Here is a 24072-nt window from a genome sequence, read left to right on the forward strand (position 1 = left end):
CGATAAAAAGCCCCCTCAATTTGAATTGAGGAGGCTTCTAAGCACTATCAATGTAATCAAAAACTGGTTAGCTTAGTTTGAAGTGTCTGGAATAAGTACAGTATCTACTACGTGAATCACACCGTTTACAGCTTGTACATCCACAGCGTCTATTCCAATCCCAGGATTTCCTGCTCCATCGGTAATATCGGCAATGTTATCACCTGTACCTGGTAGGTTAATGGTAATCATGTCACCTTCCAATGTAGTTGCGGTGGCTCCATCGCTCAAGTCACCAGAGCGAACATTGGCACCAGCTACAACATGGTGTTGCAAGATTGGAATCAAGTCAGCTTCGGCTGGAATGCTGGCAAGCGCATCGAATGCAGCATTAGTTGGTGCAAATACGGTAAATGGATCGCTTCCGGCTCCGTCTTGGGCGGACAATACGCTTACAAAATCTGTACTTGGCGTCAATTCGGTCAAGGCTTGAACCAAAGTGGAGAAGTTAGGATCGGCAGCGGCAAATGTTACAACTGTTGGCAAGTCGATTACGGCATCAACAGTATGGATTACCCCGTTGCTTGCCACAATATCCGCCATCACAACATTACTAGTTCCATTTAGGGTAACACCGTCATCCGTATTTATATATAGGCTCAAGTTTTCATCTACATCAAACTCCGCAGCAGTATTCACATAGGAATTTGTCAAATCTGAAGAGAAGGCAGCTGCACCTACTACAACATGGTTGGACAGAATTGCATTTAAATCATTGGAGTTTGGATTGGTAAAAGCACTAAAAGCATCGTTGCCTGGCGCAAATACGGTAAACGTTTCCTCTTCATTGGATAGCAAGTCGGTGAAAGTTGTGTTTCCACCATCGGTCAAAGCACCTACCAAAGAAGTAAGTCCTGGGTTAGCAATGGCATGGTCCACGATATTAGGAATATCGATTACGGCATCAACTACATGTACAACACCGTTAAGGGCTTTTACATCTGGAGTTACTACAGTAGAACCTCCGTTAAAAGTAACACCATCAGAGGTATCGAAGAACAGACTTACGTTTTGGTCGCCAGCTCCAATGGCCAAAGTACTTGTATAACCAGAACCAAGTCCAACCAAGTCTTCCGAAGTCACCTCGCCACTAATTACGTGGTTGAGCAAAACGTTGGTCAAAACGTCCACTGGAATATCTGTCAATGCTGCACCATCAAGGAAAGCTTCAAATGCTGCATCGGTCGGTGCCAATACGGTAAATGGTCCGTCACCGCGCAATACGGTTGGCAAATCCCCATCAGCTTCGGTCAGTGCTGCAACCAAATTTTGAAGGTTTTCGTTACCAATGGCCAAATCGGTGATAGGTACCAAAATAATATCGGCCAATTCATCTATAATGGCTTGGGGCAATAAAACTTTATCGATTATATGAACAACTCCATTAGAAACTTCTATGTCCGCAGTAGTTACCTCTGCAGCAACATCGGTGGCATCTTGTATAAACACTCCTCCTTGGGTAGATACTTGTAAAGAAGAACCTTGCAGGGTGGTTAGACTCATCCCATCGCTCAAATCTGTGGAAAGAGCAGCATCGGCTACTACATGGTAAGTTAGAATCACGGCCAACAAGTCTTGTAGTTGTTGGGAACTAAAGTCGTCCAGTGAATCAAAACCATCCAATTGGGCCAATAAATCATTAAAAGCCTGGTTGGTTGGTGCAAAAACTGTGAAAGGTCCTTCACCACTTAAAGCAGTTACCAAATCGTTGTTGGCACTTTCGTCAGCCTTTTGAAGGGCAGCGACCAAAGTACTCAATTCTGCAGTGGCCTGTGCTGCTTCAACAATGTTCACACCTTCTTCGGGAGGTGGGGTTGTTCCGTTGTCATCATCGGAGCACGAGGTGAATCCGATAAGTAATAATAATAAGGTCAGTCGGGTTAAATGTTTAAGAGTCTTCATTTGATGATAGATATTTGTTTAACTATTTAAAACTATGGTTAAACAAAATAAAAACAATAATGTTTAACATTTTTAATAAAAACTTTAACAAAAGTAATAATCTGCTATCCTGTAGTTTACAAATTGGATAGGATTGGTTTAAGACATAATTATCATAATAAGTGAGCGTCAATTTGTATTTTTGTGCTCTTAAATCATTGCAATGAAAAAGGTTGTTGTTGGACTTTCGGGAGGAGTGGATTCAAGCGTAGCGGCTTATCTGCTTAAGGAACAGGGGTACGATGTCATTGGCCTGTTTATGAAAAACTGGCATGATGATTCCGTGACCATATCCGAGGAGTGTCCATGGCTGGAGGACAGCAATGATGCCTTGATTGTTGCCGAAAAACTTGGGATTCCATTCCAGACAGTGGATTTAAGCACCGAGTACAAAGAGCGTATCGTGGATTATATGTTCAATGAATACGAAAAGGGAAGAACACCCAATCCCGATGTACTTTGCAATCGTGAAATCAAGTTTGATGTGTTCATGAAAATCGCCCTGCAATTGGGAGCCGATTATGTGGCCACGGGTCATTATTGCAGAAAGGGAACTGTTCAAAATGAAGATGGTACCGAAACCTATCAGTTGTTGTCCGGAAAAGACCCAAACAAAGATCAGTCTTATTTCCTTTGTCAACTTTCCCAGGAGCAGTTGGCCAAAACTTTATTCCCAATTGGTGAGTTGTTAAAACCAGAAGTAAGGAAAATAGCTGCAGAAAACAACTTGATCACAGCTGATAAAAAGGATTCCCAAGGATTGTGTTTTGTGGGAAAGGTACATTTACCTGAATTTTTACAACAAAAACTAAAGCCCAAAAAAGGCTTAATAGTGGAAGTGCCCAGCGATGCAGTGCAATTCTCCACTACAGTTCCGGAGTTCCAAAACGAAAGGGAAAAGTTATTCTTCCAAGCAGAAAAGCCTGTTTATTCCGAATCCGACGGAAAGGTGGTAGGGGAGCATCAAGGTGCACACTATTTCACCATTGGACAACGCAAAGGGCTGAACGTAGGCGGAACCAAAGAACCTCTGTTCGTAATTGATACCGATGTAGATAAGAACATTATTTACACAGGGCAAGGCAAAACACATCCTGGTCTGCTCAGAAATACATTGTTCATTAAAGAAGATGAACTCCATTGGGTACGCCCGGATTTAGCCTTGAAGGTGGACGAAACCATGGAGGTGATGGCCCGCATCCGATACCGTCAACCCCTACAATCAGCTACGCTTTACAAAGTAGAAAATGGATTGTTCGTGGACTTTAAAGAGAAACAATCGGCCATTACCGAAGGGCAGTTTGCTGCATGGTACATTAATGACGAGTTGATTGGTTCTGGGGTGATCTCCTAAATAGATTCTTTATTTATTTTAATTATTTTGGTGGAAAATTGAATATAAATTTCCATGCAAAATAAAATCACACAACTTTTCGGAATTGAATACCCAATTATTCAAGCAGGAATGGTCTGGGCAAGCGGTTGGCGTTTAGCCTCTGCGGTTTCAAACGCTGGTGGATTGGGCTTGTTGGGTGCCGGAAGTATGTATCCCGAAATATTGGAGGAACATATCATCAAATGTAAAAATGCTACGGACAAACCTTTTGGGGTGAATGTACCCATGCTGTACCCTGACATTGAAAAATTGATGGATATTATCGTAAAGCATGAAGTGAAGATTGTGTTCACTTCGGCTGGAAACCCCAAGACCTGGACCAAGTTTCTTCAAGAGAAGGGAATAACCGTTGTGCATGTGGTCAGTAGTGTAAAGTTTGCCCTCAAGGCTCAGGAAGCAGGAGTCGATGCTGTGGTGGCCGAAGGTTTTGAGGCGGGCGGACACAATGGGCGGGATGAAACCACGACCATGGTACTTATTCCTTCTGTAAAGGAAAAAATACATATTCCCCTAATTGCCGCTGGAGGTATTGCTACCGGAAGGGCTATGTTGGCCGCTATGGTATTGGGGGCAGATGCCGTTCAGGTAGGGAGTAGGTTTGTGGCCACCCCAGAAGCATCGTCGCACGAACTTTTTAAAAAATGGGTGGTAGATGCCAAAGAAGGCGACACCCAATTGACCTTGAAGGAACTTGCACCTGTGCGCTTGCTCAAAAATAAATTTTTCCAAGATGTACAAGAGGCATATGCCAAAGGTGCCACTAAACAAGAATTAAAGGAATTGTTGGGTAGGGCCAGGGCCAAAAAAGGGATGTTTGAAGGCGATATGGAAGAAGGTGAACTGGAAATAGGTCAAGTTTCAGGATTGATCCATAACATAACTCCAGCAGCGGAAATCGTAGCAGAGTTAATGGGCGAATTCAATCGAGCAAAAGCCCAAATACAAGACCTTTAGTGCGTTGATCGTGATAATCTGAGAAAATATTAATATATTTAACAAGCGCAATGAGAACACTAATCCCCACACTACTCTTTTTTGTGCTCGCCTCGCATTGTCATGGACAAGTGGAGCGGGACAAAGCACTCCATTTTTTGGGCGGTAATCTTTTTGGCCTTGCTGGGGCAGGGATTGCTAAACAAGCTTCTCATGGAAACCGTATCTGGACTTTTGTAGGTTCGGTAGCGGGAAGTACCCTGGTAGGGGTAGCAAAAGAAACCGTGGATGCAGGGCAGCGCGATAATGGTTGGGACAATGAAGACTTGGCCGCAACCATTTTGGGGGGAATCACCGTAGGGGTTACCATTGATCTTTTCGCAAAGAAGGATGACCGTAAACGTTTGCGTGGTCGTTATTCCAAACTCGATGTAAAAAAGAAAAAACATATTCTTCAACCACAAACCGAATTTGTTGTGCTAGATGGAAAACTTCCATCATTGAATACTTTGGGACTTTCCAATCAGGAGCTTACAACTAAATAATCCCTCTCGCTTTTATTTCCAAATATTTATTAATGGTATTTACGGTAAGTTCTTCTGGCTTGGTCAAAATGGTCTGGATGCCATACTTTTGAAGTTCTTTTTGCATCAATCGTTTTTCCAATGAAAATTTCTCGGCAATGGTCTTCTGGTAAATGGCTTGTAAATCTTCAACATCTTCAGCTACTAAAGATTCCAATTCCGTGTTTTCAAAGAAAATAATCACCAATACGTGCTTTTTGGCCATGGCCAATATATAGGGCAACTGCCTTTTGAGTCCCGATATGTGTTCAAAATTGGTATAGAGCAATAAAAGACTGCGTTGGTTCACTTTACGTTTGACATGGGCATACAGCAGGCCGAAATCAGAATCGGAATAATCTGTGGAGATATTGTACAGGCTCTCCATGATGGTGTTGAGGTGCGTGATTTTCTGGACGGCTGGTACAAAAGTTTCAATCTTTTTGGAGAAGGTGAGCAATCCGGTCTTATCATTTCTTTTTAGGGCGACATTGGAAAAGGCCAAGGCGGAATTAATGGCATAGTCCAACAGGCTCAACCCGTTGAAGGGCATTTTCATTACTCTTCCCGTATCAATAATGGAATAAATGGGCTGTGACCTCTCATCTTGGTACTGGTTCACCATCAGCTGGTTCTTTTTGGCCGTGGCTTTCCAATTAATGGTCCTTACATCATCACCTTTTATATATTCCTTGATCTGTTCAAACTCTTGCGTATGTCCTATCCTCCTTATTTTTTTGAGTCCGAACTCGGTCAAGCGATTGCTCGTGGCCAAAAAGTCATATTGTTGCATTTGTATGATGGATGGATACACGGGAACCATTTGGTCTTTTTGGAATACATATTTTCTTTTTACAATGTGTAAAGGAGAGGAGGCAAATACATTCAAGTTGCCAAAAACATATTCTCCACGTTCCACAGGACGGACGGAGTATTCAAAAAAGTGGGACTCACCTTTTTGCAGCTGTGTCTTATGTTCAAAATCCCTTTTTTGGAACTGTATGGGCAATTCATCGATTACCGAAATCCCTGTTTTAAAGGGATATTTGGAACTCAGGTGGACTGATAGAATATTTTCGTCGCTGTTGGATAATTTTTGAGGAAGTTTGCGATGTGCTTTTATGGCATTTTTGGTCGCATACATTAAATACAGGTCCAAAAAGAACAGCGTAAGCAACAGAAATACCAATATCCATGCAATGGGATAAAGTATCGGTAACCAATAGGAAATCACAAAGCATGCAGCCAGTACGGCGATATACCGGAAGAAAACATTATGTATGTACAGCGACCTGAGCAATGCCATGCTTACCTTGGTATTTCAACAGATTCTATGATCATAGTGACCACATTTTCGGTGGTCATACCTTCCATTTCCCGTTCAGGTGTCAATATTACCCTGTGGTTGAGTACGGGTACCAAAGCTTTTTTTACATCTTCGGGTATCACAAAATCGCGCCCCGATATGGCAGCAAAAGCCTTTGCAGCTGTTAATGTGGCAATGGATGCCCTAGGTGAGGCACCAAGGTATAAATGTGGGTGGTTTCGGGTCTGTGTTATAATGTTGGCGATATAATCCAATATTTTTTGTTCCACGACCACTTCGTGAATGTTCTTTTTGAATTCCAATAGTTTTTTAGGGGTGAGCACGGCCTTGATCTTGTCCTGCGGCTTTTCGCCCTTACGTTCGTGATGGTTTTGTAGAATTACAACCTCTTCCTCTACAGAGGGGTAATCCACTTTGATCTTGAACAGGAAACGGTCCAGTTGTGCCTCGGGCAGCGCGTATGTTCCTTCCTGTTCGATGGGGTTTTGTGTGGCCAACACCATAAAGGGCTGCCCCATTTTATACGTATTTCCATCCACAGTGGCCTGGCGTTCTTCCATGGTCTCAAAAAGAGCTGCCTGTGTTTTGGCTGGGGCACGGTTGATCTCGTCGATTAGAATGATGTTGGAAAAGATGGGACCTTTTTTAAATTCAAATTCATTGGTTTTGGTATTGAAAACAGAGGTCCCCAATATATCGCTCGGCATCAGATCAGGCGTAAACTGGATGCGATTGAATTCGGTTTTGAGCGTTTTTGCAAACAACTTGGCCGTTACCGTTTTGGCTATTCCGGGTACTCCTTCGATCAAGGCGTGTCCATCGGCCAATATGGAAATAATCAAAAGTTCGATAAAATCCTTTTGGCCCACGATTATGGTGGACAGCTCCTTTTTTATTTGTTCCACGGTATCCCTTAACTCTTCCAAGGGGACTCTATTGTTGAAATTCAAGTCGTTGTTTTCCTTATTTTCCATCCACGTTTGCTTTAAATGCTTGTATTTTTTGATTCAGATTCTTTAGTTCGGTTTCGGTCACGTATTGTTTTTCCCTTAGTTTGGAGATGGTACCCATCAATGTCTTCACGTCTTTTAAATCGGTATTGCTCCGCATGGACAGATTTCTCAAAAACGTTTCGTCTTCCAAATTTTGGGTGGAGATATGTAGTTTAGACCTTAGATATTCCAAAAAGTAATCAATTTTATGTTTGGTGATCAAGTGTAGTTCTCCTTTTTCGAAATACATGTCCGCTATGGTCCGTGTAAAGGCCAATGTTTGGTTCTTTACGGGCTGTACCACCGGAATGGCACGTTGTTTTCTTTTTCCTTCAAAAATGATGTAGATAAGCGCCCCGATCAGCACAAGATAGTAGGCCCATTTAAATTCTTTGGTGTTTAAAAAGAGATACATGGGAGAGGTATAAAAGGATTTCCCTGATTTATGGAAGTTGTCCATGTAAATCTGTTTATCGGTATCCAAATAAGATAACAGCCCTGCGGTATACTCTTGATTAGTATCCTTTAGGATAAAGTAATTGGTAAAGGCCTTTGGGAAACTGGTCAACAGGATCTCCCCGTTTCCAAAGGATTGTTTTATGGTATTGACATGTTTTTTGATGTTATCCGTACTGTCCGACCGAGTATATACCTGGGCCAAAACGGTAGTCCGTAAGGTATCCAACTGATCAAAACCAGTGGTGTAGTAATCTTTGGTGAATTTGTAGGTGGAACTCGTCAATTTTGGATTCGAAAGTTCCAAATAAAAAAGAGGCTCCAACTGTCCATCGTTATAAACGTTGGCCTGTTCCAAATGGAGAGTATCCAGTAATTTTTGTTCAAAACGATCTGAGGCCACAAAAAGCGTATTTCCTTGGTCTACCCAATCCAATAGTACATTTAGTTCAGCCTCTCCGAAAGAGACCGTTTCGTTCACAAAAAAGTAGGTGCCCCTAATGGAGTCCGTGCGGGTCAATAATTCAAAAGGTGGCTTTTGTACCTGTTCTATTTTGTTTGGAAAATGTTTTTCCATCAAGCTGTTGAGCACGTAAGTCCCATAAGGTATTTTATGGTGCGACACATAGGAGGGGAACCAATTCACCTTTTTCGGCTTGTTGTATTCCATGGCAAATATGGCCGCAAGGGTCAAAACGCCAATGGTCATATATATCCAACCCTTCCTAGACATCGGCAATTGAATTTTTTAAGGAGGTGAATACAATTTCGGCTTTCTCATAACGTGATCGGTCGAGTTCAAATTCTCCGTACCAAACATAATCGTAGAGCAAGGTGGCCTTTCCAAATTCGTTTTTCAATACACTTTCGGAAAGTTCATCCAAATAATCGTCATTGGTTTTCTGTTGCTGCCAATCTATCATCTCCCGTTCCGATAGTAATTGGAGGATGTAGAGGTAATAATACCGAATGGCAAGCCTGTAATTTTGATTTGCCAGTGCATTTTTTATCAATTGCTGGATATCCTCATTTTTAATGATGTGTTCATCTTCGGATAGGGACACCACATTTGGGTTTTTCCTGTTTTTACCTATTCCCTGCATATTGGATTTTACGAAGAAGCGAATCACTAAATAAAGGAATAGGGCCAAGAGCAGATAGGGAAGAATTTGTAAAAATACGGCCAAATAACCTTCGGCATTTCCAACACCAAAGATCCATTCAAAAAAGCTCCGCAAAATATTGTAGAACCAATTGGTAATATCGGACCACCACGTGTTTTCAGGTTCTACCTCCTCATAATTGAAGGTGCTATCCTGCTTAAAGGATTCCAAGTCTTCCTCACTGAATTGGATGGGGTCGATATCTGATGTGTCATACCTTATTAGGGAGTCGTTCTGGGCAAAAGGAATTGTCCAGGAAAAAAAAAGGTACGATAATATCAGCAATCTATGCATCTATTCCTCTGCTGATTTTCCGAGGCTTTCAATACGCTCAAAAGTACCCGTAAAGTTTTTCTTTTCGTTGAGGTTAAAAAAGATAAGCGCAGTGGCCACTAGTAGAATAATGTTCATCAAAAATTGTACTAAGCTACTCAAAATGTTCAGGAAAAGATATATGGGGTCGTTGAACAAATTCATGTTTTCGGCATCCATCTCGCCCGAAAATACGCCCATCTTTATCCAAGTATATATGGCCCCCGGTAAACTAAAGGCATAAGTGGCGACCATAACAATAATGTATATGATAAAGAGTGTGGCAAAGGTGATCCACCAGTTTTCCTTGATCAAGCTAAAGCTGTACTGGTAGGAATCCATAGTGTCCTTTTTAAGAAAAACCAAAATGGCAAATGAAATTGATAAAGGCACGGCCAAATATATACCAGGTATAAGGCAAAACATGGCGCCGATAAAAACCGATAGACCTACTAAGATACCCAAACCGATCAAAGACCAGAAAGAACCGTAAACGCCTTGTCGAATTTCATCATAATCCGTGGTTCCTTTATGGTCAATATATGATTTGATATAGTAAAGTACTGTGCCCTGTGCCAATACATAAGCCGCAATTGAACTTAACATAAGCGCCAATACCGATATGACCATGATAACTGGCGATAATGCGGAGAATTGATTTCCCCCAATGGCTGTAAGGTTAAAAACATCACCTATGGTGTACATGTAAAACCCCATGGAAATCAACATTGCCAAAATATAAGGACCTACAATTTTTAAAATAGTTCCGAAAAAGGGTTTGAATTCATTGCGGATAAAGCCAAAGGAATCGGAAAGTATTTCTCCCAATTCGCGCTGCTTTTTAAACTCTATATATTTATTGGTTGTTTGCATGGGCGGTTTTTCGATGGATTTGATTTGGATAAATAATGTAATAGTATATGATCAATGACAACGATGTGAGTATGATGAAAATTGCAAGCCAATCGGGCATTTCGGTATGTCTGGTCACAAAACCTTCCAAAAACCCTGCGATGATAAAGAAAGGTACCGTGCTCACCATTATCTTAAGTCCGTTTTTAATACCCCGTTTAAAGGATTCCAATCGCGTATAAGTGCCGGGAAAAAGGATTCCGTTGGCTAACACCAGGCCCGCACAGCCAGCGATGATGATGACTGATATTTCGGTAGTTCCATGGATCCAAATGGTGCGTGCCGATTCCCAAAGCAGTCCCTTTTCGTAAAAAAAGTATTGAAAACTTCCCAGCATGATACCGTTTTTCAGCATAATGTAGATTGTTCCGACTCCCAAAAAAATACCGAATGCAAAAGCATAAATAGCTACTTTAATATTGTTTATGGTAATGCCCAAGAACATATTGAAAGCGCCTTGTTCTTTGTAGACTGCCATGGGATCGCCCTTTTCTATGTTCTCCAAGGTCATGTTTACATAACCATTGCCCAATATGGAACGAACAAAATCACCTTCGTTGGCGGATGAAAATGCACCTACGGCCGTAAAAAAGGCAAAAACCAAAAAAGAAATGAGCAATTCTCGGTGATGTTGTTTGAACATTGTAGGGAATTCCGTTTTCCAAAAATGTACAATACGGTTTCTGGATTCCCGTTTGGTCTTATATATTTTTTGATGCGCTTGTGAGGCAAGGGTATTCAGGTAAATTTGGGTGTTGCTTCCAGGGTAAAAGGTCTTGGCGTAACCGAGGTGATCGGTAATCTCAATGTAAAGATCCGAAAGCTCATCAGGATGAAGTCGCCCTTTATTGAGCAGGGCATTTTCAAAAGCGGCCCATTTATCCTTATTTTGCCTAACAAAAGCGGCCTCACGCATTTAATCCGGTGGTTTGTAAGTAAAGAAACTAAAATATGGAACAATTTCAAATAGAAACGGCCCAAAATATCACCATCAACCAAAACACCTCTCATTTAGGTGAACGTATGCTGGCTTATATAATAGATACCTTTATTATTGTGGTCTACACCATTTTGATTTTCGTTTTTTTAGCTTCACTTGAGGTTGATATTGACGACCAGTGGGCTTTTTATTTGATATTGTCCCTGCCCGCTTTTTTTTATTATTTGCTGTTTGAAACGTTGATGAATGGCAGGACAATCGGAAAGGGAGCCATGAACCTTAGAGTGGTAAAACTTGATGGTTCCAAACCAAATTTCGGCAATTATTTTGTTCGATGGGCCTTACGGATCATTGATGTAAGCCTTACATCTGGAGGTGGCGCCGTACTCACTATTTTGATTCGTGGCAAGGGCCAGCGATTGGGCGACATTGCTGCAGGTACTACGGTAATCAGCGAAAAAAAACGAGTATCTTTGAGCGATACATTGCTTCGCGAATTACCGGACGATTATCAGCCGACCTTTCCACAAGTGACCGTTTTTAAGGATAAGGAAATGCAGACCATAAAAGAACTGTACGACAAGGCCAAGCGCAATGCCAATCATAATATTATTGTTTCTTTGGACAAACGTATCAAAGAGGTGTTGGGTGTGCAGACTTCACTTCAGCCTATTGATTTTGTGGACGTCATTATCAAGGACTATAATTACTACACTCAAAAAATGTAGTTATGCTGTATTTGACCATAGACATTTTGGGCACCATAGCCTTTGCCATTTCTGGAGTTTTGGTGGCTATGGAAAAGCGTTTGGATCTTTTCGGGGTATTTATCATTGCCTTTGTGACGGCAATTGGTGGAGGTACTTTACGTGATTTGTTGATCGGGAACACACCCGTCGGCTGGATGCAGGACCTTACCTATGTGATTACCATATTTATTTCAGTGGTTTTTGCCATCATTTTCGTGAACAAACTCAAATACCTTCGCAAGTCGTTGTTCTTGTTCGATACCATAGGTATTGGGCTTTATACCATGGTTGGTGTGGAAAAAGGTCTGGAAGCTGAGCTCTTGCCCGTTATGTGCATTTTTTTGGGTACCATGACGGCTTGCTTTGGCGGTGTGATACGGGATATCCTGTGTAATGAGATTCCAGTCATTTTCCGAAAGGAAATTTATGCAACAGCATGTATTTTGGGGGCACTGAGCTATTTTTTGATGATACAGTTCCCTGTAAAGGACGAATACGCCTACATAGCAGGTATATTAGTGGTAATACTCTTAAGGTTATTGGCAGTTCGTTTCAAAATAAGTTTGCCCAACATTTATAAAAAGCAAGTTCAATAACTACTTCGCTAACTTTTCTTCAATAGTGGTTAATTGTTGTTTAGTAAAATTAACCCTTCATTAATCATTTTTACTTTTTCATTAGTCTTGACCCTTTTGGTATAACTCTATTTTGGCCCTCGAGCAATATGTGTTAACCAAGCAAGGAGCATAAACAGGTAACCGGTCTCCTTGCAAAACCAATCGAAATTCAGGTATGAAAACATCACGATCATCAATGATTCCATTTTTTGGGCTTATCTTATTTTTAGGAATCCATCAAGCCACTGCGCAGGGATGTGTCGCTATCCGACATTTTTCCTCTTGTGTGGGGAATACTTTGGAAAACAATTTATTAGGTCCGGGGGACATTCAAATAGGAAGTAATTACAGATACTTTAAATCCTTTCGCCATTTTAGGGGAACGGAAGAAGAACCGGACAGGGTATCCAATGGGTCGGAAGTAATCAACCATTCCCATTCCTGGGATTTTTTCTTGACCTATGGGATTTCGGATAGATGGTATGCCAGTATCACTATCCCGACTGTCATCAATACGCGCTCCTCTTTATACGAACACGGTAGGGATGAACGAAACACCACGTTTTCAAGAGGCTTGGCCGATATTCGTGTGGGTGTAGGTTATTGGTTGTTTGATTTGGAAAAACACCAAAACGGAAACTTAGCTGTGGGATTGGGACTAAAGTTGCCAACGGGCAATTACAATGCCTCGGACATTTTTTACAATGTTGGGCCGGAAGGTGGACCACAAGTTAGACCTGTAGATCAAAGCATCCAGCCTGGTGATGGTGGTTTTGGGATTACGTTGGATTTTCAGTTTTACCAAAAAATCGCTGAACGCTTTTTTGCCTATGGAGGTGGTTTTTATTTGATCAATCCAAGAGAGACCAACGGTACGCGCACCTTTAGGGAAACCTTGAGCCCGATTCTACAAAATGAGGCTATTATGGCCGTTCCTGACCAGTTTTCGGTAAGAGCTGGATTCAGCCACAGTTTGAGCAATACCATTTCCGCTTCTTTGGGCGCACGCTACGAGGGAGTTCCCGTTAAAGATTTGATAGGGGGGAACCAAGGTTTTAGACGACCTGGAAATGTGCTTTCCATCGACCCGGGAATCGCTTTTATGAAGGATAACTTTTCGTTGAACCTGAACGTGCCGTTTGCAGTAAGAAGGGAACGTCCGCAAAGTGTTACCGATTTGGAAACACAACAGATGACCGGGGAGCCAAGAATGGGAGATGCAGCATTCGCCGACTATTTGATCAATGTAGGGGTGTCCTATCGATTTGCAAGAAGTAAAGTAAAAGTTGATCCAGAACTCATGAACGAATTCAATAATTAAATATTTATAAAATGGGAAAGTCTATAAAAGAGCGAATGTTGTCCATTTCCATGGGCGTAGTTTATTTTTGGTTTGGAGCACTGAAATTTGTCCCTAACCTAAGTCCGGCCGAAGATTTGGCAAAAAATACCATTCATCATCTCACTTTTGGGCTTATTCCCGATGAGGTTTCCATTATCCTACTTGCCATTTGGGAAGTAGGATTGGGATTTTTATTCGTTCTAGGGCTTTTCCGCAGGCAAGCAGTGATTCTTGCACTAATACATATGGTATGTACATTTACGCCCCTTTTGTTTTTCCCTAACGATGTTTTTGGAGAAGAACCGCTATCGTTGACTTTAGTTGGGCAATATATCATGAAAAATCTCATAATTATAGCCGTTCTGGTTTCTATTTATGAAAGGAAAACTGCTCCAACAGGGCAGGAGGTGCCATCTGAAAATAAAAAGGAGAGCTTTCCTTACCGGTTCATCATCGGGAAAAATCTCTTTAAAAAAGCCTAATGTCCTTTAATAATGATGGCTTTTTTAATTTTTCAAAAGGGATAAAAGTCCAGACAAAGTTTATAAAACTTCAGTCTTAAGGATGTAAATATTTTGCCAAGGCCAATCTCCGTCGCCCACGGGAACATTGTTTATGGCATCCACAACGTCCATTCCTTCCACTACGCGACCAAAAGGAGTATAGGAGCCATCAAGGTGATATGAGCCAGGATCCGTTACTACGATGAAAAACTCGTAGGGAGAGGCCAACTTGTGCGGATTGTCCCTTTCACTACTGGGCATGGAAATGGTTCCCCTGTGGTGTTTGTGTCCTTTTTTAGCATCTGGGGGGAGCAGGTATCGTCCTATTTTACCCCTTTTTCTTGCGGTTTTTCGGTCATCGGAGTTTCCACCTTGAATTATAAAATCTTTTACGACCCTATGGAATTGGGTGCTGTCAAAATATTTTTGTCTCGCTAAATAAATGAAATTTGCCTTGTGATATGGGACATCATCGTACAACTGAACGGTAAAACTCCCCATTGTCGTGGTAATTTTAACCTTGTCCTTTTTAAGTTTTTTGGAATAATCAAAAAAGAAGTCGATGGCATTTTCTTCCGTAAGTTGAAAAGGCTCTTCCTCTTCCTCCTCTTCTGCTATGGCGGTTGAATCCACTTCGGTTTCTGGTATGGTGTCGGTGTTTGCAATATTTTCCTGAACTTTGTCTTTATCCTTTTTAGGGGATTCTCCACAGGAAACGAATAAAAGAAATAATATACTTGTAGTTAAAGCCGATTGTCTCAACAGCATGAATTTTAATGAATTTTGTGAACTAGCTTTAAAATTAAAAAATCTCCCACTACCTGGAGAAGATTCTCATCATAAAATGTCTCCGCAACTTCGTATTCAGTGGTTAAAGAACAATAGGGTACAAGATGCAAATCCAAGAAGGGCAGGGGTAATGGCGCTTTTTTATCCTGATGTTGAGCAGGAAACCCGATTACTTTTGATCCTAAGAAAGGTGTATCAAGGTGTACACTCCAATCAAATTGGATTTCCCGGAGGTAAAGTGGAAAAAGAGGACAGGGACTTGATGGAAACCGCTTTAAGGGAAACCCATGAAGAAGTTGGTGTGCCGCCCAAAGCGGTAGAGGTAATCAAAGAATTGAGTGAGGTTTATATACCCCCGAGCAATTTTTTAGTTCGCCCATACATTGGAATTTATCCAAATCCGAAACCTTTTACAAAGGAAGAAGGCGAGGTTGAAAGTTTGGTAGAGGTGTATCTCAGGGATTTTTTGGATGATTCCAACCATATTGAAGAAATTTTGAGTACTTCTTATGCGAAAAACATTAATGTACCCGCCTTTAAATTAAACGGTTACACTGTTTGGGGCGCCACAGCCATGATGTTGAGCGAGATCAAAGAGCTTTTGCGGCAAGTGCTTTAATGGCTATTTTGTAAATTTGTGGTCAATAATCAACACTATAAATGGGTCTGTTTAAGAAAAATCCTTTTGGTCATATTTTATTTTTAAAACGATGGCTGATTCGTATAGCTGGTATGATGACGCACCAACGGTATAAAGGATTTAATACTTTAGAGATCGAAGGTTCACAAATTATCCGTGATCTTCCCGAAAACAATGTACTTTTTGTTAGTAATCATCAAACGTACTTTGCCGATGTGGTTGCTATGTTCCATGTTTTTAATGCCAGTTTAAGCGGAAGAGAGGATAGTATTAAAAATTTGGGCTATCTGTGGAACCCTAAATTGAACATTTATTATGTGGCGGCCAAGGAGACCATGAAGAAGAGCCTGTTGACAAAAATTTTGGCTTATGCCGGGTCCATTAGTATCGAAAGGACATGGAGGGCCGATGGTAAAAATGTGAACCGACAAGTTAAATTCAGTGATATCTCCAATATTGGAAAGGCACTTGACGATGGTTGGGTGATAACGTTTCCACAGGGAACCACTACACCTTGGAAACCGTTACGAAAGGGTACGGCACACATCATAAAAAAGTATAAGCCAGTGGTGGTGCCTGTTGTTATTGATGGGTTCCGCCGTTCTTTTGATAAGAAGGGATTAAGGGTGAAAAAGAAAGGAATTCTTCAATCCATGCAAATAAAGGAGCCTTTGGAAATTGATTATGACAATGAATCCATTGAGGCCATATTGGAAAAATTGGAGTACGCCATCGAGCAACATCCATCTTTCTTAAAAGTAATTCCTCAAAAAGAACTTCTTGCCTACGAAGAGGAGAATCAAAAAAGGCGGTACAGTTACAAGGGCAAATTAGATAATTAAACTTCTAACCTTTTGAGCTCGTTGTAGTTTTTTCTAAGTCTTTTCAGAAGGATACCATAAAGAAGTTTGTAGAACAGCCAGATCAAAAATAAGATCACTGCTGTGAAAACTATGGATATCCCGATCACCATGGCCCAAAAAGCCATACTGTTTCCATCTTGAGAAGCGGCTTCTACAATTTTCTGACCTTCAGGGCCGTAGAGCAATACCCCGTACATGTTAATGATCAGGTAGGTGGTAAAGATGATGAGATTGAACCATACGTACTGTGTAACGGTACGTTTTACCTTTAAAATGGTTTTCATCAAATTCCTGGAGGAATCTGTGAAGGATATTTTTTTGTAGTTGGTGTAAAACTTGTAAATAAAGTAAAGGATAATGGCGTAATTGATGACATTGAGAACCATGATCACTTTGTGGATGTGCATGGCTTTAAGCTCCTCCATGGTTTCGGGACCACTAAAAATAATATTGATACCTGCCCAGAAAACAAATTCTATAATACTTATATAAAAAATCCATTTTACTATGGACGATGACTTTTTCTTGGTCATCGGATAGATTTGCTCATAGGACAGCTTGGGGAGGTCTGCTTCCCGCTTCTGCCAATCTTTTTTCAAGAGCTCCAGTTCATCCAACATAATCAAGGATTTAATATGGTTCTTAATTTAGTTTTTACCCTGCTCATCTTCACTCTCGCATTTACTTCGGAAATACCCAAAGTTTCGGCTATTTCGGAATAATCCTTGTCTTCCAGGTATAGAAAGACCAAGGCTTTATCAATATCACCAAGTTGTTTTATGGCATCGTACATTAATTTTAATTGTCGCTCCTCGGTATCATCATAATCTGTGGCCTTGATTTTATAGAGGACCGAATCAAAATCCTGGGTTTTCACCCTTTTCTTGGACTTTCTGTACAATGTTATGGCCGTGTTCAATGCAACACGGTACATCCAGGTACTAAACTTGGCATCTCCCCGAAACTTTGGGTAAGCTTTCCACAACTGTATAGTGATCTCTTGGAACAAATCGTTATGGGAGTCCTTGTCATTGGTATATAGACTGCACACCTTATGGACAATGTTTTGATTGTCCTCAAGTTCCGTCACAAAACGATGTTCCAGTTCTTTGTTCACTAAGCGGTTGGTAATTTGCTTTATATATCAGTGTATATAAAACAACTTTTGTTACAGTGTTAGGTAAAAAACTAATTACGATAGTCCAAGGCAGGTGGTCTGTTGCCCAACATGGGAACATACTTGAAGTCTTTGCCTCTTCTTTCTTCCAATTCCTTTTTTGCTGCCTCCACCGTTTTGGGACTTTCAAAAATATCCATTGCGGTAAGTGCAAGGGTTTTGGCCGCGACCATCATTCCCTTAGAACCAATAGTCATTCCGCCGGCAGCTACGGCTTGCCAGCTGTGTGCGGGTGTTCCAGGAACCCAGGTTGCAGTTCCCAAACCAGCGGTTGGAACCGTATAGCTCACATCGCCCACATCGGTAGATCCATAAGCTTGGGCAGTCTCTTTGTATGGTTGAATGGTTTCAGCAGTAGCGATATCCGGAGCGCCTTTGCCCAAGGTTTCGGATATTTTTTCGGCAAAAGCCTTTTCTTCATCATTGTAGGTAACACCTCCAACTTCAACCAAATTGTCGTACATGATTTTTTGAACGGTGAGGTTGGGCAGTAATTCGTGTGTTCCCCCTATCATTTCGTATTCCATGGTAGTTCCAGTACCCATGGCAGCACCTTCTGCTGCCTTTACCATGCGGTCGAACATATCTACAACTACGTCACGTGTATTATGTCGGGCATAGTAGTATACCTCTGCAAAGTCAGGTACCACATTGGGAGCTTTACCACCATTGGTGATCACGTAGTGAATTCTCGCGTCTTCCGGGACATGTTCTCTCATCATATTTACCATAACGTTCATGGCCTCTACACCGTCAAGTGCGGAACGTCCTTTTTCCGGTGCTCCTGCGGCGTGGGCAGAAACTCCGTAAAATCGGAATTTAGCAGATTTGTTGGCGAGTGCAGCACCAGCGCTTGCAGCATTTGCGGAACCAGGGTGCCAGTGCAGTGCAACATCCACATCGTCAAAGACACCTTCACGAACCATATAGACTTTTCCTGAGCCACCTTCTTCTGCTGGACACCCATAAAAGCGAATGGTTCCTTTAATGTTATTGGTTTCCATCCAGTTTTTTACAGAAATTGCCGCTGCGGTGGATGCGGTCCCGAACAAATGGTGGCCACAGGCATGACCGGCAGCTCCTCCGGCTGATTTTTTCTCTGGAACGGCTTCTTGAGACAGTCCTGGTAGGGCATCGTATTCCCCCAAAATGGCAATTACCGGGTAACCGGAACCGTATTCTGCTTTAAATGCCGTTGGGATACCGGCAATGCCCTTGTCAATGCTGAAACCGGCATCCGACAGGGTTTCTTGCAATAGCGCAGAGCTTTGTTCTTCCAAATAGCCCATTTCGGCAAGACCCCAGATTTCGTGGGCAATTTCACTATATTTTTCAGATTTGGAATCTAAATCCTTGATGACATCATTTTTCTTTTTTTGGGCATGAATACCCATTGTGCACAAAAGAAAGAGTGCACCTAACAGGAGAATTTTTTTCATTGGTTGAAGTTTTTTTGAGTTAGGCGCTAAAGATACAAAAAAACCAACCCTGTAATGACCCGTACTACACGGGATTACTTAAATTTGTTGATATGTCTAAAATGAATATTCCCCAGTCCAGTTATCCAAGGGTCGTTATCGTGGGCGGCGGTTTCGGAGGTATTGCGTTAGCTAAGAAATTAGGTAAAAAGGAAGCTCAAGTAGTTTTGTTGGATAAGCACAACTACCACAACTTTCAGCCATTGCTTTATCAAGTATCCACAGGGGGACTCGAACCCGATTCCATAGCGTATCCTATTAGAAAAGTACTGCAGGGGTACCCCAATTTCTTTTTTAGACTTGCACAAGTACAGGAAGTCAAGATTGATACCAAAAGAATCAAAACCAATATAGGTGAGATTTTTTACGATTACCTAGTGATTGCCGCAGGTTCCGAGACCAATTTTTTTGGCAACAAAGGCATTGCCACCAAAGGAATGGCCATGAAAACCATTCCGCAATCCTTGAATTTACGAAGCTTGATCTTGGAAAACTTTGAACAAGCACTTTTAACGGACGATCTACACGAGCGCGATGCCTTAATGAATTTTGTGATCGTAGGCGGTGGACCAACAGGGGTTGAGCTTGCAGGAGCATTGGCGGAGATGAAAAAAGGAATACTTCCCAAGGATTATCCCGATCTGGATACGCGAAGGGCACAGATAAATTTGGTGCAGAGTTCGGATAGGCTTTTACCGGCAATGAGCGAAAAGGCATCGGAGAAAGCAGAAAGTTTCTTGGAGGAACTCGGTGTGAATGTTTGGAAAAACATCCGAGTAACGGATTATGATGGCAAAAAGGTGTCGACCAATACCAATACCATGTTCCAAGCAGAGACCTTGGTATGGGCCGCAGGGGTAAAAGCGGTAGAAATTGAGGGATTGGACTCGGAGGAGTTTCTTTGTAGAGGAAAAAGGTTAAGAGTAAATGAGTTTCATCAGGTAGCCGGACTGGAAGATGTTTTTGCCATAGGTGATGTGGCCCAAATGGAAACTGAGGAGTTCCCACACGGTCATCCTATGATGGCACAGCCGGCCATTCAACAAGGCAGAAATTTAGGGAATAACCTGGTGCGCTTGATGGAAGGAAAACCCATGAAGCCTTTTGTTTATAAAGATAAGGGCAGTATGGCCACGGTGGGAAGGAACAAAGCCGTGGTGGACTTGCCAAAGTTTAAGTTCCAAGGGGTGTTTGCGTGGTTTGTGTGGATGTTTGTGCATTTGTATTTCCTTATTGGTTTTAGGGACAGGGTCGTAGTATTCATCAATTGGGTGTATAACTACATTAGATTTGATCGTGAGGCCCGTTTAATCATTCGTCCGTTCAAAAAACAAAATAGGGTAGAGCGAGACACTTTGATGCAGGATTGAATGAACTTACTGTGATTCGAATCGCAAGGTTAAAGTTTACCTAACATTTATGGTGGATTGATATCACTTTGATAAATTGTAGTAAAACACTTACCATGTTCAAGCCAACTTTTTTACTCACACTATATAGTCTATTGTTTTCTGGTCTAATACTGCGGGCTCAGAACCAACCTGGTAATTCCAATCCAATGGAGTCACCTGTTTACATAGAAGGATTTAATTATCCCAAATTTGATAAATTATCCCATTATGGTTGGTTCAATGTTGGTTATGAAGTATTTGAGGGAACAGAGCTGCAAGTCATAGGGGAACACTATCGAAGATATGACGCGGATAGATTTAGTTTGGGCGCGCAGTTTAGACAAAAAATTTCGGAGAAGCTATACATAATTGGTGGATATCAAAAAGAATGGGACCTCTACAACAAGGGACGGGGATATCCAAATCGAATCCCACGTCAAGAAATCTTTTTTGGCACGGATTACCAAGTTCGGGAGAATATGTTTATGGAAGTAAAAATGGTGCATCCTATTAAAGAATCAGATTTTTACAGCATAGGGCTTGAGGGTGTGGGAACTCGACTCGAAATGGGAACCCGGGTAAAATTTTGAGCGTTTTCACTTTCTAGGATGAAATTCTTGAAGCACCTGGGTTAAATGCTTCCGGTTTACGTGCATGTACACCTCGGTAGTGGTAATACTTTCGTGGCCCAGCATTTGTTGTATGGCCCTAAGGTCGGCACCATTCTCCAGAAGATGGGTGGCAAAAGAATGCCGAAAGGTGTGCGGACTTATATTTTTATCCAGCCCAATTGCTTCGGCCAAACGTTTAACAATGGTAAAAATCATGGCACGTGTCAATTGTTTGCCCCTGCGATTTAGAAAAACAAAATCCTCATGCTCCTTTTTAATGGGCAAGTGTACACGAACCTCTTTCCAATAAATATTGATGTATTTCTGGTTGATGTTGCTGATGGGAACAAAGCGCTGTTTGTTTCCTTTACCGGTCACTTTTATAAAATCTTCATCAAAATATAGGTCCGATAGTTTTAGATTAATGAGTTCGGACACCCGAAGGCCACAACCGTACAAGGTTTCCAAAATCGCTCTGTTACGTTCACCTTCGGGTTTGGATAGGTCAATCGCAGCGATTAATTGGTTAATTTCTTTCTCAGAAAGTGTGTCTGGGAGCTTTCTTCCAATTTTTGGGGTTTCTATCAGGTCCATGGGATTGTTCTCCCTATAATCCTCAAACACCAAATAATTAAAAAATCCTTTCAAACCGGAAATAATACGCGCCTGTGTCCTTGGGTTAACGATTTTGGCTACGTCATATATGAACTGTTGAACCGTTTCCCGATCAATTTCAATGGGCTTTTCTTCAAGGGATTGTTCTTCGAGATAACTCACAAGTTTTTGAATATCCATGGAATAGTTTAAAATAGAATTTTGGGAAAGCCCACGCTCTATTTTCAAATAATCCTGATAATCTTTTATTGCCTGCTGCCAGTTCATACGTTCAAATATAGTGAGATAACATTTTCAAAATTCACCATAAGTGTGCATTGGTCAACTCAGAAAGCACTTTTGTCAAACAAGATGGTATGGGAATTAATGGTTTGTATAATTTTCCGGAACCATAGTTGTCTTTAAATGAGATGGATTCGTGCCTTTGGTCGGAAATTCAAGACTTTGAGTACTTTTTTTACGATGATGTCGTTCTGATGTTAGTAAAATTTTAACAATGAAAAAAAAGACATTTGTGTTGGTGATCATAGCGTTGGTTGCCCATAGTTTTTCGTCAATGGCTCAACGAGTGGACCGAACGAATTTTAAAGCAGGAATTCACGCTGGTGTACCATTTGGTGATATTTCAGATTTTTCAAATTTTGAACTAGGCCTTGATTTAGGATATCATTGGGGGGTTTCGGAACTCATAGATGCAGGTATCTCTACTGGATTTATGAATGCCTTCATAAATAACGATACACTGGATTTTGGCCCTTTGGAAGTGCAAGGCGACTTTCCCAACATCCAATATGTTCCTGTAGCTGGAGCATTCCGACTTTATCCGACCTACGATTTTAAATTGGGAGCGGATATAGGTTACGCTGTTGGAATAAATGATGGAAATTCTGGAGGTTTTTATGTCAGACCTATGGTCGGGGCCAACATAAGTAGTACAACGGAAATAAATATTTCGTATGTAAAAGTAAGTGATGATTATGATTTCTCAATGGCAGCTTTGGGAATCTTATTTTTGTTTTAAAAAAGAAGAAGTAACTGTTTTTAACCCCAAATCTTACAGTTAAAACCATGAATATTAACCATTAATTACACTTTGAAAAATGAAAAAATTACTTTCAGTTTTTGCGTTTATCATGCTGGGCAATTTGGCTGTAAAGGCACAAACCAATTATAGGGCTGCCCTGGGGTTGGGCATTGACCTTTACGACGAGGCTACTTTTGTTGGTGCTACGGGAAAATATTTCTTTTCCGATAACCATGTAGGCCAGGCGGACCTGGGATTTGAGGACAATGCAACTATGGTCACATTCCTTTATTCCTATCATAAGGAATTTGTGGGGGCAAGAGGTTTGCGCTGGTATGCGGGGGTAGGACCAAGTATTATTTTTGTTAGAAATACAGACAATGTTTTTGCCCTACGTCCACATATGGGACTCGACTTTAAGATAGACGGAGTTCCAATGGTGCTTAATTTTGATTGGAGACCTTCTGTGGTTCTCAGTGATGTTGGGGACAACCAAGTTGCCGCTTTTGGCTTTGGACTACAGTTCGCTATCAATAATTGATATGTATAAAATATGAAATGAGGGCGGGTTTTCCCGTCCTTTTCTTTTTATTGTATTTTTGATTGCATGAAACTAATCATCATTAACGGACCCAATTTGAACCTTTTGGGAAAGCGTGAGCCCGAAGTATACGGGAGCACTACTTTTGAAGACTATTTTGAACAACTCCGAAAAAAGTTTCCCGACACGGAGCTGGAATATTATCAATCCAATATCGAGGGTGAACTTATTGGAAAAATACAAGAAGTAGGTTTTGATTATGATGGCATCATTTTAAATGCAGCCGCCTATACCCATACTTCTGTTGGTATTGGTGATGCCGTAAAAGCTGTGGAAACCCCGGTTGTTGAAGTGCATATTTCCAATACGCACCAAAGAGAGGATTACCGACATGTTTCTTATATTTCCCCTGCAGCCAAAGGAGTTATCCTAGGGTTTGGCCTCCAAAGCTATGATTTGGCCATACAGAGTTTTTTAGTCTAAATTCCTCAAGTATTTTTTATCGGCGTAGAACGTTCCAAAGGGAAGAAGGGATGCTATAAAAAGAATTATAAATCTTTTGAGTTTCCATTTTCTTTCCCAACAAAAAATTACGGCCACCACTACATACAGAATAAACAATATTCCATGTGCCATACCAACGGTCTGGTTAGGTTCGGGAATATCTGCCCAATGCTTTAATGGCATGGTCATCCCAAAAAGGAGTAGATAGGAAATACCTTCTAAAATAGCAGTGGCCCTAAAAAGTTTCAACATAC

Annotated in this window: 27 protein-coding genes; 14 read left to right on the plus strand and 13 right to left on the minus strand. The window is 41.3% G+C overall.

All coding sequences use genetic code 11. The annotated features are described in order from the left end of the window. Positions 1–72: 72 nt before the first annotated feature. Complete coding sequence (locus J0X13_RS14445; protein ID WP_207072100.1) at positions 73–1941, minus strand: fasciclin domain-containing protein; 1869 nt, start codon at positions 1939–1941, stop codon at positions 73–75. A 202-nt stretch (positions 1942–2143) separates the two neighbouring features. Here J0X13_RS14445 and mnmA point away from each other — a divergent pair, with 202 nt between their 5' ends. The 3 genes from mnmA to J0X13_RS14460 are packed head-to-tail and all read left to right on the plus strand — an operon-like array spanning position 2144 to position 4854. Further along, positions 2144–3334, plus strand: a complete 1191-nt coding sequence (gene mnmA / locus J0X13_RS14450; protein WP_207072102.1) for a tRNA 2-thiouridine(34) synthase MnmA — start codon at positions 2144–2146, stop codon at positions 3332–3334. A gap of 54 nt (positions 3335–3388) precedes the next feature. Continuing rightward, a complete protein-coding gene (locus tag J0X13_RS14455) occupies positions 3389–4330 on the plus strand; it encodes an NAD(P)H-dependent flavin oxidoreductase (RefSeq protein WP_207072104.1) in 942 nt (313 codons plus the stop codon). Positions 4331–4380: 50 nt separating this feature from the next. Next, complete coding sequence (locus tag J0X13_RS14460) at positions 4381–4854, plus strand: YfiM family lipoprotein (RefSeq protein WP_207072105.1); 474 nt, start codon at positions 4381–4383, stop codon at positions 4852–4854. Here the strand turns inward: J0X13_RS14460 and J0X13_RS14465 are convergent. From J0X13_RS14465 to J0X13_RS14490, 6 genes are read right to left on the minus strand one after another with little or no spacing between them, the layout of a single operon-like run. After that, positions 4847–6178: a DUF58 domain-containing protein gene (locus J0X13_RS14465; RefSeq protein WP_207072106.1), complete on the minus strand. Its 1332-nt coding sequence runs from the start codon at positions 6176–6178 to the stop codon at positions 4847–4849. The genes J0X13_RS14460 and J0X13_RS14465 overlap by 8 nt on opposite strands. A 2-nt stretch (positions 6179–6180) precedes the next feature. Further along, on the minus strand, positions 6181–7173 hold the full coding sequence (locus J0X13_RS14470) for an AAA family ATPase (RefSeq protein WP_207072107.1): 993 nt from the start codon (positions 7171–7173) through the stop codon (positions 6181–6183). Then, on the minus strand, positions 7163–8380 hold the full coding sequence (locus tag J0X13_RS14475; protein WP_207072108.1) for a DUF4350 domain-containing protein: 1218 nt from the start codon (positions 8378–8380) through the stop codon (positions 7163–7165). Before J0X13_RS14475 ends, J0X13_RS14470 begins: the two co-directional genes overlap by 11 nt. Next, positions 8373–9104: a DUF4129 domain-containing protein gene (locus J0X13_RS14480; protein ID WP_207072109.1), complete on the minus strand. Its 732-nt coding sequence runs from the start codon at positions 9102–9104 to the stop codon at positions 8373–8375. The genes J0X13_RS14475 and J0X13_RS14480 overlap by 8 nt, the downstream gene beginning before the upstream one ends. Then, entirely contained in the window at positions 9105–9995 is an 891-nt protein-coding gene (locus tag J0X13_RS14485; RefSeq protein ID WP_207072110.1) for a hypothetical protein, read from the minus strand. Next, the gene (locus tag J0X13_RS14490) at positions 9979–10950 is read right to left on the minus strand and encodes a stage II sporulation protein M (protein ID WP_207072111.1); all 972 of its coding nucleotides are present in this window, start codon (positions 10948–10950) and stop codon (positions 9979–9981) included. Before J0X13_RS14490 ends, J0X13_RS14485 begins: the two co-directional genes overlap by 17 nt. Positions 10951–10985: 35 nt before the next feature. Here J0X13_RS14490 and J0X13_RS14495 point away from each other — a divergent pair, with 35 nt between their 5' ends. From J0X13_RS14495 to J0X13_RS14510, 4 genes are all read left to right on the plus strand, one after another. Beyond that, a complete protein-coding gene (locus J0X13_RS14495; RefSeq protein ID WP_207025596.1) occupies positions 10986–11702 on the plus strand; it encodes an RDD family protein in 717 nt (238 codons plus the stop codon). Between the two features lie 2 nt (positions 11703–11704). Next, positions 11705–12319, plus strand: coding sequence for a trimeric intracellular cation channel family protein (locus tag J0X13_RS14500; protein ID WP_207025597.1), 615 nt, complete (start codon positions 11705–11707; stop codon positions 12317–12319). Positions 12320–12515: 196 nt separating this feature from the next. Then, complete coding sequence (locus tag J0X13_RS14505) at positions 12516–13661, plus strand: hypothetical protein (protein ID WP_207072112.1); 1146 nt, start codon at positions 12516–12518, stop codon at positions 13659–13661. Positions 13662–13672: 11 nt separating this feature from the next. Beyond that, the gene (locus tag J0X13_RS14510) at positions 13673–14164 is read left to right on the plus strand and encodes a DoxX family protein (RefSeq protein ID WP_207072113.1); all 492 of its coding nucleotides are present in this window, start codon (positions 13673–13675) and stop codon (positions 14162–14164) included. A 60-nt stretch (positions 14165–14224) separates the two neighbouring features. Here the strand turns inward: J0X13_RS14510 and J0X13_RS14515 are convergent, their stop codons facing one another. Then, positions 14225–14953, minus strand: a complete 729-nt coding sequence (locus tag J0X13_RS14515) for a peptidylprolyl isomerase (protein ID WP_207072114.1) — start codon at positions 14951–14953, stop codon at positions 14225–14227. Here J0X13_RS14515 and J0X13_RS14520 point away from each other — a divergent pair. Beyond that, on the plus strand, positions 14952–15593 hold the full coding sequence (locus J0X13_RS14520; protein WP_207072115.1) for an NUDIX hydrolase: 642 nt from the start codon (positions 14952–14954) through the stop codon (positions 15591–15593). The two genes, J0X13_RS14515 and J0X13_RS14520, sit on opposite strands and share 2 nt — an antisense overlap. Positions 15594–15634: 41 nt before the next feature. Continuing rightward, the gene (locus tag J0X13_RS14525; RefSeq protein WP_207072116.1) at positions 15635–16456 is read left to right on the plus strand and encodes a lysophospholipid acyltransferase family protein; all 822 of its coding nucleotides are present in this window, start codon (positions 15635–15637) and stop codon (positions 16454–16456) included. On the opposite strand, the gene J0X13_RS14530 is transcribed toward J0X13_RS14525, so the two are convergent. From J0X13_RS14530 to J0X13_RS14540, 3 genes are all read right to left on the minus strand, one after another. Beyond that, the gene (locus J0X13_RS14530; protein ID WP_207072117.1) at positions 16453–17097 is read right to left on the minus strand and encodes a DUF8845 family protein; all 645 of its coding nucleotides are present in this window, start codon (positions 17095–17097) and stop codon (positions 16453–16455) included. The two genes, J0X13_RS14525 and J0X13_RS14530, sit on opposite strands and share 4 nt — an antisense overlap. Positions 17098–17099: 2 nt before the next feature. Beyond that, positions 17100–17594: an RNA polymerase sigma factor gene (locus tag J0X13_RS14535; protein ID WP_207072118.1), complete on the minus strand. Its 495-nt coding sequence runs from the start codon at positions 17592–17594 to the stop codon at positions 17100–17102. Between the two features lie 71 nt (positions 17595–17665). After that, positions 17666–19093, minus strand: a complete 1428-nt coding sequence (locus tag J0X13_RS14540; protein WP_207072119.1) for an amidohydrolase — start codon at positions 19091–19093, stop codon at positions 17666–17668. Between the two features lie 101 nt (positions 19094–19194). Between J0X13_RS14540 and J0X13_RS14545 the strand changes: the two genes are divergently transcribed. Together J0X13_RS14545 and J0X13_RS14550 are read left to right on the plus strand one after the other, a co-directional pair. Then, entirely contained in the window at positions 19195–20502 is a 1308-nt protein-coding gene (locus tag J0X13_RS14545) for an NAD(P)/FAD-dependent oxidoreductase (protein WP_207072204.1), read from the plus strand. 188 nt (positions 20503–20690) lie between these two features. Then, entirely contained in the window at positions 20691–21113 is a 423-nt protein-coding gene (locus J0X13_RS14550; RefSeq protein WP_207072120.1) for a hypothetical protein, read from the plus strand. A 6-nt stretch (positions 21114–21119) separates the two neighbouring features. On the opposite strand, the gene xerD is transcribed toward J0X13_RS14550, so the two are convergent. Continuing rightward, positions 21120–22016: a site-specific tyrosine recombinase XerD gene (gene xerD, locus J0X13_RS14555; protein ID WP_207072121.1), complete on the minus strand. Its 897-nt coding sequence runs from the start codon at positions 22014–22016 to the stop codon at positions 21120–21122. Between the two features lie 229 nt (positions 22017–22245). Here xerD and J0X13_RS14560 point away from each other — a divergent pair, with 229 nt between their 5' ends. The 3 genes from J0X13_RS14560 to aroQ all read left to right on the plus strand — a co-directional run bounded on the left by J0X13_RS14560 (position 22246) and on the right by aroQ (position 23797). Continuing rightward, on the plus strand, positions 22246–22770 hold the full coding sequence (locus tag J0X13_RS14560; protein WP_207072122.1) for a hypothetical protein: 525 nt from the start codon (positions 22246–22248) through the stop codon (positions 22768–22770). Between the two features lie 79 nt (positions 22771–22849). After that, complete coding sequence (locus J0X13_RS14565; RefSeq protein WP_207072123.1) at positions 22850–23314, plus strand: hypothetical protein; 465 nt, start codon at positions 22850–22852, stop codon at positions 23312–23314. Positions 23315–23380: 66 nt separating this feature from the next. Then, complete coding sequence (gene aroQ / locus J0X13_RS14570; protein ID WP_207072124.1) at positions 23381–23797, plus strand: type II 3-dehydroquinate dehydratase; 417 nt, start codon at positions 23381–23383, stop codon at positions 23795–23797. Here aroQ and J0X13_RS14575 read toward each other — a convergent pair. Further along, positions 23789–24070, minus strand: coding sequence for a DUF3817 domain-containing protein (locus J0X13_RS14575; RefSeq protein ID WP_207072125.1), 282 nt, complete (start codon positions 24068–24070; stop codon positions 23789–23791). The two genes, aroQ and J0X13_RS14575, sit on opposite strands and share 9 nt — an antisense overlap. Between the last annotated feature and the right edge of the window lie 2 nt (positions 24071–24072).

Origin of the sequence: [Muricauda] lutisoli (nom. illeg.), from assembly GCF_017313105.1 — a bacterium.
In the GTDB taxonomy this organism is placed as follows: Bacteria; Bacteroidota; Bacteroidia; order Flavobacteriales; family Flavobacteriaceae; genus Flagellimonas; species Flagellimonas lutisoli.

Coding starts and splice junctions, on each gene's coding strand:
- J0X13_RS14445 (WP_207072100.1), bottom strand. CDS start 1,941: ATGAAGACTCTTAAACATTTAACCCGACTGACCTTATTATTATTACTT.
- mnmA (WP_207072102.1), top strand. CDS start 2,144: ATGAAAAAGGTTGTTGTTGGACTTTCGGGAGGAGTGGATTCAAGCGTA.
- J0X13_RS14455 (WP_207072104.1), top strand. CDS start 3,389: ATGCAAAATAAAATCACACAACTTTTCGGAATTGAATACCCAATTATT.
- J0X13_RS14460 (WP_207072105.1), top strand. CDS start 4,381: ATGAGAACACTAATCCCCACACTACTCTTTTTTGTGCTCGCCTCGCAT.
- J0X13_RS14465 (WP_207072106.1), bottom strand. CDS start 6,178: ATGGCATTGCTCAGGTCGCTGTACATACATAATGTTTTCTTCCGGTAT.
- J0X13_RS14470 (WP_207072107.1), bottom strand. CDS start 7,173: ATGGAAAATAAGGAAAACAACGACTTGAATTTCAACAATAGAGTCCCC.
- J0X13_RS14475 (WP_207072108.1), bottom strand. CDS start 8,380: ATGTCTAGGAAGGGTTGGATATATATGACCATTGGCGTTTTGACCCTT.
- J0X13_RS14480 (WP_207072109.1), bottom strand. CDS start 9,104: ATGCATAGATTGCTGATATTATCGTACCTTTTTTTTTCCTGGACAATT.
- J0X13_RS14485 (WP_207072110.1), bottom strand. CDS start 9,995: ATGCAAACAACCAATAAATATATAGAGTTTAAAAAGCAGCGCGAATTG.
- J0X13_RS14490 (WP_207072111.1), bottom strand. CDS start 10,950: ATGCGTGAGGCCGCTTTTGTTAGGCAAAATAAGGATAAATGGGCCGCT.
- J0X13_RS14495 (WP_207025596.1), top strand. CDS start 10,986: ATGGAACAATTTCAAATAGAAACGGCCCAAAATATCACCATCAACCAA.
- J0X13_RS14500 (WP_207025597.1), top strand. CDS start 11,705: ATGCTGTATTTGACCATAGACATTTTGGGCACCATAGCCTTTGCCATT.
- J0X13_RS14505 (WP_207072112.1), top strand. CDS start 12,516: ATGAAAACATCACGATCATCAATGATTCCATTTTTTGGGCTTATCTTA.
- J0X13_RS14510 (WP_207072113.1), top strand. CDS start 13,673: ATGGGAAAGTCTATAAAAGAGCGAATGTTGTCCATTTCCATGGGCGTA.
- J0X13_RS14520 (WP_207072115.1), top strand. CDS start 14,952: ATGAATTTTAATGAATTTTGTGAACTAGCTTTAAAATTAAAAAATCTC.
- J0X13_RS14515 (WP_207072114.1), bottom strand. CDS start 14,953: ATGCTGTTGAGACAATCGGCTTTAACTACAAGTATATTATTTCTTTTA.
- J0X13_RS14525 (WP_207072116.1), top strand. CDS start 15,635: ATGGGTCTGTTTAAGAAAAATCCTTTTGGTCATATTTTATTTTTAAAA.
- J0X13_RS14530 (WP_207072117.1), bottom strand. CDS start 17,097: ATGTTGGATGAACTGGAGCTCTTGAAAAAAGATTGGCAGAAGCGGGAA.
- J0X13_RS14540 (WP_207072119.1), bottom strand. CDS start 19,093: ATGAAAAAAATTCTCCTGTTAGGTGCACTCTTTCTTTTGTGCACAATG.
- J0X13_RS14545 (WP_207072204.1), top strand. CDS start 19,195: ATGAATATTCCCCAGTCCAGTTATCCAAGGGTCGTTATCGTGGGCGGC.
- J0X13_RS14550 (WP_207072120.1), top strand. CDS start 20,691: ATGGAGTCACCTGTTTACATAGAAGGATTTAATTATCCCAAATTTGAT.
- xerD (WP_207072121.1), bottom strand. CDS start 22,016: ATGAACTGGCAGCAGGCAATAAAAGATTATCAGGATTATTTGAAAATA.
- J0X13_RS14560 (WP_207072122.1), top strand. CDS start 22,246: ATGAAAAAAAAGACATTTGTGTTGGTGATCATAGCGTTGGTTGCCCAT.
- J0X13_RS14565 (WP_207072123.1), top strand. CDS start 22,850: ATGAAAAAATTACTTTCAGTTTTTGCGTTTATCATGCTGGGCAATTTG.
- aroQ (WP_207072124.1), top strand. CDS start 23,381: ATGAAACTAATCATCATTAACGGACCCAATTTGAACCTTTTGGGAAAG.
- J0X13_RS14575 (WP_207072125.1), bottom strand. CDS start 24,070: ATGTTGAAACTTTTTAGGGCCACTGCTATTTTAGAAGGTATTTCCTAT.